Consider the following 14,166-nt stretch of genomic DNA (forward strand, 5'->3'; position numbering starts at 1 on the left):
TGCTAAAACTCAAACTGATAGAGCAGATCAAGTGCCTGGTCTACGCCGGACACTGCTTCCAGATATAGCTTAGGCATCAGGCGATAACGTAACGTGAGTGTAGCCAGTGAGTCAAAGATCCCCACGCCATATTTTACCTGTAGACCCGGCAGTACATAGCCGCTGACCACTACCTGCGAAGAGTCACCCACGCCCTGAGTGTCCAGCGCCAGATTGCTTACGCCAAACGTCTCGCCGATTTTACCCACAACCTGACCACTTTGTGCAACCCCCAGACCGACTAACATCGATGTCATTGCCGCACCATCGCCCTGTTGGCTATCCAGACCCTGGCCGCGCAGCAGGTAGGAGAGCGCTTCCTGTTGCGACATGGCCGGGTCAGAGAAGATCTCTGCCTTAGGTTCATCGGCGGAGCCCGTCACGCGCACGCCCGCAATCACATCATCTTCGGTGGCTTCCGGGTTACGGATCGCTTCGATATTGAGTACCGGCTGATCCGGTGGGCCGGAGAACAGCAGCTCACCTTTACGCACAATCAAATCCTGACCGTAGGCATGGAAGCGCCCTTCAGGAATATTGATTTGTCCATTGAGGCCAAGCCCCTGTTGATCCTGCGCCACCTTCAGGTCACCCGTGAGTCTCGCCTTCAGCCCAAACGCGTCCAAACGCACGTTATTCCCCACGTGCACAATAAGATTACTATTGATCGGTATGCCAGCGCTCTTCTGTTCAACAGGTTTCAGATTTTCATTGAGCATAACTTCATCACTGGAGACGCCAACCGCGCTTTCCGGCACTTCGTGAACCACGATGCGCGCCCAGGGCACGTCGACGCGGCCGTCCAGGGTGAAGAGACTCGGCGTTGCCTCAAAGACCACGTCTGGCGACACGTCCAGGCGCACCATCGGCGGTACCGTGATACGCACCCTGCTGCCCTTGGCCGCAATACGGGCGCGCCAGTTGTCGAGCTGGCTCCAGTCTGCGTCACCATTCAGGTTGATTTGTCCCTGCTGTGTCAGCACTGAGCCACTGAGGGTTGAGCTTTGGCCGTTAAAGTTCATCGTCAGCTGGCTTGGCTGCATATCGAACGGCATAAAGTTACCGTCAATGTCCACGCCGTTTAACCGCATTTGGCCAAACAGCTGCGGGCTTTGCGCATCCCCCGCCAGACGCAGGTTGGCGCTGAGCATCCCCGCCGCCTTTTCTCCCCGCGAGAAAATCGGATTCACCATCGCCAGGTTGAAGTTGCGAATATTGACGTTGCCGCCGAGATTGCGCCGCCCTTGCGGATCGGTAATTTGCACCTGTCCGTCAAGCTGACCGTTGTTGGTCAGACGAATAAGCCATCCCAGTTCCGCACGATTGTTACGCAGGTCAGCGTTCACATTCAGGGTGTCGAACGCCACCGGCAGCGGCGCGTCATTGACCTCCTGCGTCACCTTCACGTTACGCCCGGAGAGGGTAACGCTGCCCTGCGGCAGTCCCTCTTTAGTGGTGTCCCACGCGACGTCCGCTTTACCGCTGAAGACCCCGCTGGCCTGGGTGGTTTCCGGCATAAACGGTTTCAGCATCGCCAGGTCAAAACGGTTGAGGTTGATCTGCGCGCGTCCTTCCGCGCCCGCATCAATGGTCTGCGGCACGCACAGCTCAGCATTCGGGTTGGTCCAGCAGTGTGGCCCAATGCTGATCTTTTGCTCCGCATTGCGGTAGTCCAGCGCGATGGATCGGGACAGCACCAGCGGGCCGACCGGCGTGCTGAAGCGGGTGTTATCCAGCACGCCCTTCCAGCGCGTTGCCTGGCGGTCAAAACTGCCCGTCAGGTGCAGCTGCCCGGAGACCGGCTCGCCCTGCACGCGCAGCTGGAGATCGTGCTGCTTTTCGTTACCTTTTGCCGCCAGCGTAACCAGACTGATGTTCACGTCCGGCTGGGAGATACGCTCCACGCGCAGGTCCAGGTTTCCGCCGATCTGATCGGTGGATTTCACGTCCCCTTCGACGCGCACGCGGGCAATGGAAAGTTCCTGCCAGCGCAGGTTATTGGCGGTGATGTCCGCCAGCAGCTGCGGCGCCTCCACTGTACCGCGAACCTTCACTAACCCCTTCGCCGTCCCGCCAAGACCCGGCAGGGCGTTATCGAGATTTGGCGCGTCGATGGTGGCATCCAGATCGAGATCTTTCACCCCCAGCTCGCCTTTGATATCTGCCGTGTTGCGGCCCAGCGCCACGTGCAGGCCCGGGATCACCCACTGGAGATAGCTGTTGCCCTTAAGCGAGCCCTCTACGTTGACTTTGTTCTGCTTCACATTACCGGTGAGCTTGAGTTCCGGCACGTCCATCTGCCAGGTGCCGCCGTACAGGCTACCGCGGGTTTTGATCAGACCATTCAGTTTTGACGGCCAGTCCGGGACTTCTTTAGCGGTGTTGATCCCGGTCAGCTTCAGCTCGCCGCGCCAGCTGATCGCCTGCTGCCAGTCGAGCAGCGCGATCAGCTCGGTTTTCCCTTCCAGCGCCGCCACGGTCAGCTTGTCGAGGTTAACCTGCAACTCGTTACCCTTCGCATCCAGAGTAATATCGGCGGGCGGTACTCCCTGCCCCTTCACTGCCGTACGGAACGACAGCGTGTAGTCGGTCATTTTGCCACTCAGCTTCAGCTTTAGATCGTCGGCCTGGAACTGCTTTTCACCGGTGAACGGCCAGTAAAGCTGCTTGCTGACAATCTCAAGGTTGAGCGGTAGACCAGCCTCTGCCAGCTGGGTTTGCCCGCGCAGTACCATATCCACAGGGCCGGAGAGGTTCACGCCGAACTCCAGCTTCTCGCGCAGCGCGCCGCCGACTTTCACCTTCACCTTCTCGCCTTTCAGCGGATCGATGTTCAGGGCGCTGTTAAGGGTAATATCTACCGGCCAGTTATCGCGCAGCAGCGCATTGCCTGAGGCGTTTACCGACCCCTGGTTGGTATCGATATCCAGCGCGTCGAGCTTCATGTTGCCGTCGATACTGCTGACTTTAAGCAGCATGTTGAAGACCGTCAGATCGGTATCGCCGGTCAGACGCAGCTGCTCGCCCTTAAACTCTTCGATATTGAGGTTCAGCGGCAGATGCACGTCGGTCATCTCCGGCAGAACCGGTTTCGAGAAGAGATCTTTCAGCGTTTCACCCAGCGGTTTTTCTTCCGGCTGCGGGTTCTGGATCTTCGGCTCGACGATCTCTTCCTGCGCCACGTCGGCCACCTTCGGCAGCGCAATCAGCAGCCCTTGCAGGGAGGTTGGGGTCAGGGTGAGGTTTTTCTCCTGCCAGCGCAGACCGGAGGTGAAATCCATCACGGATACCGTCGTGTCGTCGATTTTGATATTGACGTTATCCAGCGCGACCCGGTAGAGCGCAATCGGGTACGGCGTGGAGAGATTCAGCGGGCCGCTGTCCTCTTCCTCGACAGGCTCAGACTTCGGCATTTTTTTGGAGTCTATCGCCACGTTAACGTCTTTTAGCGACAGATCGTTTACGCACAGCTGGCTGTCCCGCAGGCAGCCGAGCTTTACCGCCAGATGAAATTCGCCCGCGTTCACCGCCACGCCGGGCTGTTCATAACGAATATTATTCAGGCGCAGATCGCGCCAGCCGCCCGTCACCTGGCCGATTTCCAGCCCTGGCACCCAGCGGTTCGCGGCGTTAAACAGCAGATGCAGGCCCGTGGTGGTACCCACCAGAAATGCCACCGTACCGAGCAGTAATACGATAAAAATCAGCACCCCGAGGCTTATCTTCTTCCATAAACTCATAATTCAGGCCCCAGACCGATGTAAAACTGTAAACCGTGTTCTTCTTTGTCGCCCACCGGAACGGCGAAATCGAGCTTGATCGGCCCGACCGGTGACTGCCAGCGCACGCCCACACCCGCGCCGGTTTTGAAATCGCTGCGGCGGATGTCGTTCACCGCCTCGCCGCTGTCGACAAACATGGCGCCCCACCATTTGCCGCTGACGTTGTACTGATACTCCAGCGAGCCGGTCGCCAGTTTAGAGGCCCCGGTCAATTGGCCTTTCTCGTTTTCAGGTGAGATCGATTTGTACTTATAGCCGCGAATGCTGCGGTCGCCCCCGGCGAAGAAACGCAGATCTGGCGGAACGCGTTCGAAGTCACCGGTTTCGATCCAGCCCAGGTTGCCGCGAACCACAAAGCGGTGCTTGTCGTAGAGGGTACGGATCCAGACGTTTTGCGCCTGCACGACGGAGAAATCCACGTCTGAGCCCCAGGCGGAGTTGGAATAATCGATGGAGTAGCGCTGTGAATCGCCCCAGGTCGGCATCAGGCCACCGCGCGAGCGGGTACGGCTGATCATCACGCCCGGATAAAGCAGCATGGTGGTGTTGGTGACGTTTGCCTGAGTAAAGTGGTCAAGGCTCCAGCGCAGGTTAATGGCGCGCTGCCAGCCGCTGGAGAGATCCCAGAAGCGTGATACCGCAAGCGTCGTCGAATCCTGCTCGGTATCGTTCAAATCGGTACGCTTAAAGCCGCCCTGCACGAGGTAGTATTGCTCAAGCGGATTTTTCAGCAGCGGCATTTTATAGCTGAAGTCCAGCTGCTGTTCAGGCGCAGACAGGCTGAGGCTGGTGGTCAGGCTGTGACCGTAGGAGTTCATCCACGGTTTTTTCCACGAGGCTTTCACGCGCGGGCCGACATCCGTGGAGTAGCCGACACCGGTCTCAATGGTGTTCTCGGTGCGCGGTGAGACCACGCCATGCAGCGGTAACACTTTCGTTTTACGGGATTTATCAAATTGCGGTGCCACCACCACGGAGTTAAACCAGCCGGTGGCAGATAAACGACGGTTCAGCTCGCCCAGGTCGCTGGACTGGTAGTAGTCGCCCTTTTTAAACGGCACCAGGTTTCGCAGATACTCATCACGGATTTGCGATCCTTCAAAGGTTACATCGCCAAACCGATAGCGCTCGCCGCTGTCGTAATCGATATCCCAGAATGCCTGACGTCGTTCAAGCGCAACGCCCAGCTGGCTTTTGTTGAACTGGCTGTCAAAGTAGCCTTTGCGCAGCGAAACGCTGGTTAAGGATTTTTTAAAGCGATCGTAATCCCCGTGATTAAGCACGGTGCCCACTTTCGGGCGGTTGCTGAGCAGATCCAGGTAGTCACGATCCGTGCGTGCACCGCCGCGCAGCACCACGTTCGTGCCGCCAATCAGGACGGGTTCTCCCGGCGAGACGCGGGCAATCAATACCTGACGTCCTTTAGCCGGCGGCGGGCGTAAATCGAAATCAATGGTGGGTTCGTAGTACCCCAACGCCTTTAAGCCTTCGCGAATGGCGTCATCCACGCGCGCGCGAAAACGCCGATCCGGCGTGACTTCATCGCTCTGGATGGTGGAAAGCTGCGCACGCACGTTTTTTTCCAGCGCCCCGGATAACCCCTCAACCTGCAAACGGACATTCGCCGCGCTGGCAATCCCGCTTGTCAGCATTAAACTGACTAAACATAACTGGCGGATCTTTGTCACGTTTTCTCCTGAATATCCCTGTTTCCACCCTGGAAGCAAATGCAGTGCCGCTCCGCGGCAAAATACGGCCTGAAAGCCAAAAACCCAAATTACGGGTTGAAAAAGGGCCTAACACCCAAATATTTCTTATGATTAAATCTAGACTCATTCATCGCATTTATTGTGTTCAATTAAACGCTTCGTGACAACCTTAACCGAAACAACGCTACCCCGGAGGCCCCACCGTGAGTTTATTTGATAAAAAGCATCTGGTATCACAAGCCGATGCGTTACCGGGACGCAACACCCCTATGCCAGTGGCGACATTACACGCCGTAAACAACCATTCAATGACAAACGTTCCTGATGGAATGGAGATCGCCCTGTTTGCCATGGGCTGCTTCTGGGGCGTAGAACGCCTGTTCTGGCAACTGCCGGGCGTGTACAGCACCGCTGCGGGCTACACCGGAGGATATACGCCTAACCCAACCTACCGCGAAGTCTGTTCCGGTGAGACCGGTCATGCTGAAGCGGTGCGTGTGGTGTATGACCCGAGCGTCATCAGCTATGAACAGCTGCTCCAGGTGTTCTGGGAAAACCATGACCCGGCGCAGGGCATGCGTCAGGGTAACGATCACGGCACCCAATACCGCTCGGCCATCTATCCGCTCACCCCTGAGCAGGAGGCTGCGGCCCACGCCAGCCTGACGCGTTTCCAGGAAGCGATGCAGGCAGCCGGTGATAAACGTCAGGTCACGACGGAAATCGCTACTGCGAAACCGTTCTACTATGCCGAAGACGACCACCAGCAGTACCTGCATAAAAATCCGTACGGCTACTGCGGCATTGGCGGCATCGGCGTCTGTCTGCCTCCACAGCAGGACTGATTACAACATCAGCGCCACGCGAGCCGCGTGGCGCGCCTGTAAGCAAAAGTGTCAGTTCATTACTTAACCACTCTCTGCCTTTTCATCCGGCCACTTTTTGCCGAAAACGTGACCTCTGGCAGATTTACACGCCTTTACGCTATACTACCGCTGAAATAATCGGCTCAACGCTACGAGCTGAGTTCAATGTGTCTTCACACGAATGGTATCAACTCCCCTTCTGAGGATCTGGCGAGAAGCCGGATAAACTATGTTAAACAGTATTTTAGTAATACTTTGTCTTATTGCCGTCAGTGCATTTTTCTCGATATCGGAGATCTCGCTGGCTGCCTCCCGTAAAATCAAACTGAAGCTGCTTGCCGACGAGGGCAACATCAACGCATCACGCATTCTGAAAATGCAGGAAAACCCAGGCATGTTCTTTACCGTGGTGCAGATTGGCCTGAACGCGGTCGCCATTCTTGGCGGTATCGTGGGCGATGCAGCATTTTCTCCGGCGTTTTATAGCCTCTTTGTAAAGTACATGTCCGCAGAGCTGGCCGAGCAGTTGAGCTTCATCCTCTCCTTCTCGCTGGTCACCGGTTTGTTCATTCTATTCGCGGACCTGACCCCGAAACGCATCGGTATGATTGCGCCAGAAGCTGTGGCTTTGCGTATCATCAACCCGATGCGCTTCTGCCTGTATGTCTTCCGTCCGCTGGTGTGGTTCTTCAACGGCCTGGCGAACGTCATTTTCCGCATCTTCAAGCTGCCGATGGTGCGTAAAGACGACATCACCTCCGACGATATTTATGCGGTGGTGGAAGCCGGGGCGCTGGCAGGCGTGCTGCGCAAGCAGGAGCACGAGCTGATCGAGAACGTTTTCGAACTGGAATCCCGTACCGTGCCGTCCTCCATGACCGGCCGTGAGAACATCATCTGGTTCGATCTGCATGAAGACGAGCAGAGCCTGAAGACCAAAGTGGCGCAGCATCCGCACTCCAAGTTCCTGGTCTGTAACGAAGATATCGACCATATCATCGGCTATGTGGACTCCAAAGACCTGCTGAACCGCGTGCTAGCAAACCAGAGCCTGGCACTGAACAGCGGCGTGCAGATCCGTAACACCCTGATTGTGCCGGACACCCTGACGCTCTCCGAAGCGCTGGAAAGTTTCAAAACCGCCGGTGAAGACTTCGCGGTGATCATGAACGAATATGCGCTGGTGGTGGGCATTATCACCCTCAACGACGTCATGACGACGCTGATGGGCGACCTGGTCGGCCAGGGGCTGGAAGAGCAAATTGTGCAGCGTGATGAGAACTCATGGCTGATCGATGGTGGTACGCCGATTGAAGACGTCATGCGCGTGCTCGACATCGACGAGTTCCCGCAGTCCGGAAACTACGAGACCATCGGCGGCTTTATGATGTTTATGCTGCGTAAGATCCCGAAACGTACCGACTCGGTGAAATTCTCTGGCTTCAAGTTTGAAGTGGTGGATATTGATAACTACCGCATCGACCAGTTGCTGGTAACGCGCATTGATAGTAAACCGACCGTGCTGGTACCGAAGCTGCCAGATGCGGAAGATAAGGTGTCGGCGTAATTTATGAAGGGCAGCGGTGAGCTGCCCTTTTTGTTTTAAAACGGAAGCTGCCGTTTATGTAATTTAAATAATTTTTAAGTCCTTAGAAGGGGGACGAATTGAGATAAATAAAGGCAGAGCCTGCGATATTATTAAATTTAAAAATATCCCCGCTTACTTTAAGAAAAATCGTTCTGTCTTCAATGCTAACTTTCACGCCAGGATCAGTGGTGACAAGGAAAGGTTCATAACCATTTTTAATGTCTTCTAAAAAAACCTCATCGGTCTTTTGTGCCGTGTAAAGATAATATTTATATACGAAAGAAGTCGTCGCACCCGCGTTGCTTTCCGTGATATACAACATAGACTTATCAGCTACGGCATGCCGATAAACTATAGTCTGCTCAAGGTAAAAAAAGTCACCAAGCATGCGCCAAATCCCATATCCTATGGTAGCTAACATAAATAACACAAATATATTCTTATTTTTAAAAACCAGATCTCGATGCATAATTATTCCATTTATTTTCCATGCGTAACGGCTTCCCTTCTCAGCCAACAGTTAAAGCTGACCTCTTTACAACTCGCTTATAAAAAGTATAGGGGTATTGTTTATGCCATGGATAATAAGACCAATAGTGATCCAAGTTTTTAATGTTTTATATCAATTTTTAGCACTGAAAAAGATTTTAAGAAAAACTTCATCAATTCATGGTTATGCCCGTTAATACAAATAACGCCATGTCAAAACTATCTGCTTCAGGGTATGTCTCTGGACTGGCCCCACAAACATCAACGGCTCCCATCGGGAGCCGTCTTTTTAACTACTACTGCATAGCACGTTGGTTAAGCCATCTCAGTTTGCAGACGCATAACCTGACGGTTGACTTCGGACATCACAGACAAGTGCTGTTTGTCCTTCACTTTCGGGATAAGGATTTTGCCCTTATCGAACTCAAAAGCGCCAACATCCTTGATATACAACCGTCCACGGAACAGGATCTTCACGTACTTCGCCACCTGAAGCGGGTTGTAGCGTTGGAAAATTTTCATTCTTGTATCTCCTGCGAATCATACGCCCTTGCGGTGCCACAATCGGCCCGACTGTCCTGAGCGCAAATTTTGATGCCCAATGACTATAGACCAGAACCTCGTACTTACCCAGTGTGCATAAGTTTATTTACCGTTTGATTACAATTATTCAGAATAATCTTTGCAAAGCGTGATACAGAGCAGTATATGCCGTCGTTTTTGCGTGGATATGTGCGTTCGCCCGCAAACTGGCATCGGGATTGCGGGAAAAGCCCATTGATCGCACTTATGATTAAAAGCGCATGACCAAGTGGTCGGATCACCTGCTCACAATAAGGAAACACCATGACCCTACGTAACCTCCTGGCAGCAGCTTGCCTGTTGCTGCCGCTGATGGCTTCCGCACACAACCTTGAAAAAGGACAACGTGTCCCGCCGGTCGGCATTGCTGACCGGGGAGAATTGATTCTCGACAATGATAAGTTTAGCTACAAAGCCTGGAATAGCGCGCAGCTTGCGGGCAAAGTGAGAGTTGTACAGCATATTGCCGGACGTACATCCGCTAAAGAGAAAAACGCCACCCTCGTGGAAGCGATCAAGGCCGCAAAACTCCCGCACGATCGCTACCAGACCACCACCATCGTGAATACCGACGACGCGATTCCCGGCTCCGGGATGTTTGTGCGCTCAAGCCTTGAGAGCAATAAGAAGCTCTATCCCTGGTCGCAGTTTATTGTCGACAGCAACGGCGTGACGCGTAAGGCGTGGCAGCTGGAAGAAGAGAGTTCAGCGATTGTTGTGCTGGACAAAAACGGTCGCGTACAGTGGGTTAAAGACGGCGCGCTGACGCAGGATGAGGTGCAGCAGGTAGTAGCCCTGCTGCATAAGCTACTGGCTCAGTAAAGTGACACCCTGAAGCCAGGGTTGAGGAACGACTCGCGCGGGGTGTAGTCCAGTGGCTTACCCTGCCAGTCATGCACATGCGCGCCTGCGGCCGCAGCCACCGCATGCCCTGCCGCCGTATCCCAGACGTTCGTCGGCCCGAAACGGGGGTACAACTGCGCCTGCCCTTCCGCCACCAGACAGAACTTCAGCGACGAGCCAATCGACGTCGTCTGGTGTTCCCCCAGCTGTTGCAGGTACTCCTCCAGCTCGCTGTCGCTGTGCGAGCGGCTGATCACCACCAGCGGAGGACGGGCATCTCGCACCTGGATCTGCTTACGCACGCCGCACTCTTCCTTCCAGGCTTTACCTTCCGCCGCGCTGTACATCACCTTCATCACCGGGGCATAAACCACGCCAAGCACCGCCTTTCCTTTTTCAATCAGGGCGATATTCACGGTAAATTCACCGTTACGCTTGATGAACTCTTTCGTGCCGTCCAGCGGGTCCACCAGCCAGTAACGCTGCCAGTGCTGACGTTCGTCCCAGCCCTGGGGCGCTTCTTCAGAAAGGACCGGAATATCCGGCGTCAGGGTCTGCAAACCTTTCAGGATCACCGTATGCGCCGCGATATCCGCCGCCGTCACCGGGGAGTCGTCCGCTTTGCTGACAACATCCATCGGTTTCGCACCGTCGTACACCTGCATAATGGCATCACCCGCATCCCGTGCGAGCTGACAAATTTGATCTAACATTCTCCACCTCTTCGTTAACGCAGTGGGCATAACTTATTGTTTTAGTTATATCGTAATGTGAACAATTCCGCTATCTGTGAAGCAATTCTGGTTTCAGCGTTCTTTTTTCTGGCAGCATTCACACTTCTGTAAGCAACAAATACTACATACATACTCTTTTGTGGCTTGGATCGAAAAAAGGACTCCTCAGATGATTAAGTTTAGCGCAACGCTCCTGGCAACGCTGATTGCGGCAAGCGTTCAGGCAGCGACGGTGGATCTCCGCATTCTGGAAACCACCGATCTGCACGGCAACATGATGGACTTCGATTACTACAAAGATACGCCTGTCAAAAAATTCGGACTGGTACGTACGGCAAGTTTGATCAACGCCGCCCGCGGTGAAGTGAAAAACAGCGTGCTGGTCGATAACGGGGACTTAATTCAGGGCAGCCCGCTCAGCGACTACATGGCGGCGAAGGGGCTGAAGAAAGGCGAGATCCATCCTGTTTATAAGGCAATGAATACGCTGGACTATGCCGTCGGCAACCTGGGCAACCACGAATTTAACTACGGCCTGAAATACCTGCACGATGCGCTGGCAGGAGCAAAATTCCCGTACGTTAATGCCAATATCATCGACGTTAAGACGAAAAAGCCGCTCTTTACCCCTTACCTGATTAAAGAGACCGAGGTTGTCGACCAGGATGGTAAAAAACAGACGCTGAAAATCGGCTATATCGGCTTTGTGCCGCCGCAGATCATGACGTGGGATAAAGCCAACCTCGACGGGAAAGTAACCGTCAACGACATTACCGAAACGGCGCGCAAATACGTGCCGGAGATGCGGGCGAAAGGCGCAGATGTGGTGGTCGTTGTGGCCCACTCTGGCCTCTCGGCCGACCCGTATCAGGCGATGGCTGAGAACTCCGTGTATTACCTCAGCCAGGTACCGGGCGTCGATGCGATCCTGTTTGGTCACGCCCACGCCGTCTTCCCGGGCAATGATTTCGCCAGTATCAAAGGCGCGGACATCGAAAAAGGGACGCTCAACGGTGTGCCATCGGTGATGCCGGGCATGTGGGGCGACCACCTTGGCGTGGTAGATCTGGTGCTGAATAACGACAGCGGGAGCTGGAAAGTCACGCAGTCGAAAGCGGAAGCGCGTCCGATTTATGATGCCGCTGCAAAAAAATCCCTGGCCGAAGAAGATAAAAAGCTGGTCGATGTCCTGAAGCATGACCACGACGCAACGCGTGAATTTGTCAGCAAGCCGATCGGTAAATCGGCTGATAACATGTACAGCTTCCTCGCGCTGGTACAGGATGACCCGACCGTGCAGGTAGTCAACATGGCGCAGAAAGCCTATGCCGAGCACTATATTCAGGGCGATCCGGATCTGGCCAATCTGCCGGTTCTGTCTGCCGCGGCGCCATTCAAAGTGGGCGGGCGTAAGAACGATCCGGCCAGCTACGTTGAGGTGGAAAAAGGCCAGCTGACCTTCCGTAATGCCGCCGATCTCTACCTCTATCCCAACACCCTCGTGGTGGTGAAAGCCACCGGGAAAGAGGTGAAGGAGTGGCTGGAATGCTCTGCCGGACAGTTCAACCAGATCGATCCGCACAGCAGCAAACCGCAGTCGCTGATAAACTGGGACGGTTTCCGCACCTACAACTTCGACGTGATCGACGGCGTGGAATATCAGATTGATGTAACCCAGCCCGCGAAATATGACGGCGAATGTCAGGCCATTAATCCGCAGGCAGAACGCATCAAACACCTGACCTTCAACGGCAAAGCAATTGATCCGAATGCCTCTTTCCTGGTGGTGACCAACAACTACCGCGCCTATGGCGGTAAGTTTGCCGGTACGGGTGACAGCCACATCGCCTTTGCCTCGCCGGATGAGAACCGTTCGGTGCTGGCGGCGTGGATTAGCGCGGAGTCGAAAAAAGCGGGTGAAATTCATCCGGCGGTGGATAACAACTGGCGTCTGGCGCCGATCCACAGCGACACGACGCTGGATATTCGCTTTGAGACATCACCGTCCGATAAAGCAGCCGCGTTTATCAAGGATAAGGCGCAGTATCCGATGAAACAGGTCGCGACGGATGATATTGGGTTCGCGATTTATCAGGTGGATTTGAGCAGGTAGCGATGATTGTGCCGGGTGGCGCTTGCGCTTACCCGGCCTACGGGATCGAGGATTGCGGGTAGGCCGGGTAAGGCGAAGCCGCCACCCGGCATTTCATGCCGCACGCTCGTCCCTATTCGCCAGCACCTGCGGCGTATTGACCTCAATCCAGTCGGCCAGCGCGGCCACCTTCTCGCTCACCTGTAGCCCCAGCGGCGTCAGGCTATACTCCACATGCGGCGGTACGACCGGATACGACACGCGATCGACAAACCCGTCCTGCTCCAGCGCCTGAAGCGATTGGGCCAGCATCTTCTCGCTCACACCGCCCAGCTTGCGGCGCAGATCGCTAAAACGATGCGTCCCCTGACGTAACGCCACCAGGATCAGCACGCCCCAGCGGCTGGTAACATGTTTGAGCACTTCCCGTGACGGGCACTGTTCTGCAAAGAGATTGCCATCGCGCATTTGCTCGCTGAGCGTCGGTATCGGTGTTTTCATACTTACCTTTTTGTGCGTACTTACTAAAAGTTAGTTATGGTGATAGTGTGCCACAACACCAGACAAACACGAAGGAGATTCATCATGATCGCGATTACCGGCGCAACCGGCCAGCTTGGCCAACACGTTATTGAAGAACTGCTGAAAACCGTTCCGGCCAGTCAGATCGTGGCTATTGTGCGTAACCCGGCAAAAGCCGACGCCTTAAGCCAGCGGGGAATTGTGGTACGTCAGGCGGACTATACCGACCAGGCCGCGTTCACCACCGCCCTGAACGGCGTGGATAAGCTGCTGCTTATCTCCTCCAGCGAAGTGGGCCAGCGCGCCGTACAGCACCAGAACGTGATAAACGCCGCCAAAGCCGCCGGGGTGAAATTCATCGCCTATACCAGCCTGCTGCATGCGGACAGATCCCCGCTGGGTCTGCACGTTGAGCACGTCGAAACCGAAAATGCACTGGCGGCTTCAGGCGTGCCTTACGCCCTGCTGCGCAACGGCTGGTACACCGAAAACTACCTGGCAAGCGCGCCGCCAGCGCTGGAACACGGCGTATTTATAGGTGCCGCAGGCGAAGGCAAAATTGCCTCTGCGACCCGTGCGGATTACGCGGCGGCTGCGGCAAAAGTGATTTCTGAAGAGGGTCACGCCGGCAAGGTGTATGAACTGGCAGGTGACAATGCCTGGACGCTGAGCGAACTGGCTGCGGAGCTTAGCAAGCAGAGCGGTAAGCCGGTAACGTATCAGAACCTCAGCGAAGCCGATTATGCCGCTGCACTGAAAGGCGTTGGTCTGCCTGCCGGGCTGGCGGAGATGCTGGCGGATTCCGATACCGGCGCGTCCAAAGGCGGCCTGTTTGACGACAGCCGTACCCTGAGCAAACTGATTGGCCGTCCGACCACGCCGCTGGCGGAGAGCATCAAAGCCATTCTGTAATTGTTAAG

General features: G+C 55.0%; 11 protein-coding genes. 5 read left to right on the forward strand and 6 right to left on the reverse strand.

Annotation, left to right across the window (positions count from 1 at the left end):
• Positions 1 to 2 precede the first annotated feature (2 nt).
• Positions 3 to 3,779: an autotransporter assembly complex protein TamB gene (gene tamB, locus ACOTZP_RS06420; RefSeq protein WP_271075058.1), complete on the reverse strand. Its 3,777-nt coding sequence runs from the start codon at positions 3,777 to 3,779 to the stop codon at positions 3 to 5.
• Complete coding sequence (gene tamA / locus ACOTZP_RS06425) at positions 3,776 to 5,509, reverse strand: autotransporter assembly complex protein TamA (protein WP_271075059.1); 1,734 nt, start codon at positions 5,507 to 5,509, stop codon at positions 3,776 to 3,778. The genes tamB and tamA overlap by 4 nt, the downstream gene beginning before the upstream one ends.
• Before the next feature lie 224 nt (positions 5,510 to 5,733).
• Between tamA and msrA the strand changes: the two genes are divergently transcribed.
• Positions 5,734 to 6,375: a peptide-methionine (S)-S-oxide reductase MsrA gene (gene msrA, locus ACOTZP_RS06430; RefSeq protein ID WP_003856057.1), complete on the forward strand. Its 642-nt coding sequence runs from the start codon at positions 5,734 to 5,736 to the stop codon at positions 6,373 to 6,375.
• A gap of 250 nt (positions 6,376 to 6,625) precedes the next feature.
• Positions 6,626 to 7,963 carry a hemolysin family protein gene (locus ACOTZP_RS06435; protein WP_022646849.1) on the forward strand — a complete coding sequence of 446 codons (1,338 nt, stop codon included), beginning with the start codon at positions 6,626 to 6,628 and terminating at the stop codon, positions 7,961 to 7,963.
• Between the two features lie 82 nt (positions 7,964 to 8,045).
• On the opposite strand, the gene ACOTZP_RS06440 is transcribed toward ACOTZP_RS06435, so the two are convergent.
• Positions 8,046 to 8,453 carry a hypothetical protein gene (locus ACOTZP_RS06440; RefSeq protein ID WP_271075060.1) on the reverse strand — a complete coding sequence of 136 codons (408 nt, stop codon included), beginning with the start codon at positions 8,451 to 8,453 and terminating at the stop codon, positions 8,046 to 8,048.
• Positions 8,454 to 8,788: 335 nt separating this feature from the next.
• Positions 8,789 to 8,995, reverse strand: a complete 207-nt coding sequence (locus tag ACOTZP_RS06445) for a DUF1107 domain-containing protein (protein ID WP_003856054.1) — start codon at positions 8,993 to 8,995, stop codon at positions 8,789 to 8,791.
• A gap of 324 nt (positions 8,996 to 9,319) precedes the next feature.
• Between ACOTZP_RS06445 and ACOTZP_RS06450 the strand changes: the two genes are divergently transcribed.
• Positions 9,320 to 9,877, forward strand: a complete 558-nt coding sequence (locus tag ACOTZP_RS06450; protein WP_171936245.1) for a YtfJ family protein — start codon at positions 9,320 to 9,322, stop codon at positions 9,875 to 9,877.
• On the opposite strand, the gene cysQ is transcribed toward ACOTZP_RS06450, so the two are convergent.
• Complete coding sequence (gene cysQ / locus ACOTZP_RS06455; RefSeq protein WP_022646848.1) at positions 9,871 to 10,611, reverse strand: 3'(2'),5'-bisphosphate nucleotidase CysQ; 741 nt, start codon at positions 10,609 to 10,611, stop codon at positions 9,871 to 9,873. The genes ACOTZP_RS06450 and cysQ overlap by 7 nt on opposite strands.
• A 190-nt stretch (positions 10,612 to 10,801) precedes the next feature.
• On the opposite strand from cysQ, the gene ACOTZP_RS06460 reads away from it, so the two are divergent.
• Positions 10,802 to 12,745 carry a bifunctional 2',3'-cyclic-nucleotide 2'-phosphodiesterase/3'-nucleotidase gene (locus ACOTZP_RS06460; RefSeq protein WP_058647069.1) on the forward strand — a complete coding sequence of 648 codons (1,944 nt, stop codon included), beginning with the start codon at positions 10,802 to 10,804 and terminating at the stop codon, positions 12,743 to 12,745.
• Between the two features lie 93 nt (positions 12,746 to 12,838).
• Here the strand turns inward: ACOTZP_RS06460 and ACOTZP_RS06465 are convergent, their stop codons facing one another.
• Positions 12,839 to 13,225, reverse strand: a complete 387-nt coding sequence (locus ACOTZP_RS06465) for a winged helix-turn-helix transcriptional regulator (RefSeq protein ID WP_126292045.1) — start codon at positions 13,223 to 13,225, stop codon at positions 12,839 to 12,841.
• An 84-nt stretch (positions 13,226 to 13,309) separates the two neighbouring features.
• Between ACOTZP_RS06465 and ACOTZP_RS06470 the strand changes: the two genes are divergently transcribed.
• The gene (locus tag ACOTZP_RS06470) at positions 13,310 to 14,158 is read left to right on the forward strand and encodes an SDR family oxidoreductase (protein WP_023299152.1); all 849 of its coding nucleotides are present in this window, start codon (positions 13,310 to 13,312) and stop codon (positions 14,156 to 14,158) included.
• The last annotated feature ends 8 nt before the right edge of the window (positions 14,159 to 14,166 follow it).

The sequence above is a fragment of the Enterobacter cloacae complex sp. SYL001 genome, from assembly GCF_049237025.1.
Classification (GTDB): domain Bacteria; phylum Pseudomonadota; class Gammaproteobacteria; order Enterobacterales; family Enterobacteriaceae; genus Enterobacter; species Enterobacter intestinihominis.

Excerpts from the sequence above, each read along its gene's own strand:
- tamB (WP_271075058.1), bottom strand. The coding sequence starts at position 3,779 with ATGAGTTTATGGAAGAAGATAAGCCTCGGGGTGCTGATTTTTATCGTA.
- ACOTZP_RS06435 (WP_022646849.1), top strand. The coding sequence starts at position 6,626 with ATGTTAAACAGTATTTTAGTAATACTTTGTCTTATTGCCGTCAGTGCA.
- ACOTZP_RS06440 (WP_271075060.1), bottom strand. The coding sequence starts at position 8,453 with ATGCATCGAGATCTGGTTTTTAAAAATAAGAATATATTTGTGTTATTT.
- ACOTZP_RS06445 (WP_003856054.1), bottom strand. The coding sequence starts at position 8,995 with ATGAAAATTTTCCAACGCTACAACCCGCTTCAGGTGGCGAAGTACGTG.
- ACOTZP_RS06450 (WP_171936245.1), top strand. The coding sequence starts at position 9,320 with ATGACCCTACGTAACCTCCTGGCAGCAGCTTGCCTGTTGCTGCCGCTG.
- cysQ (WP_022646848.1), bottom strand. The coding sequence starts at position 10,611 with ATGTTAGATCAAATTTGTCAGCTCGCACGGGATGCGGGTGATGCCATT.
- ACOTZP_RS06460 (WP_058647069.1), top strand. The coding sequence starts at position 10,802 with ATGATTAAGTTTAGCGCAACGCTCCTGGCAACGCTGATTGCGGCAAGC.
- ACOTZP_RS06465 (WP_126292045.1), bottom strand. The coding sequence starts at position 13,225 with ATGAAAACACCGATACCGACGCTCAGCGAGCAAATGCGCGATGGCAAT.
- ACOTZP_RS06470 (WP_023299152.1), top strand. The coding sequence starts at position 13,310 with ATGATCGCGATTACCGGCGCAACCGGCCAGCTTGGCCAACACGTTATT.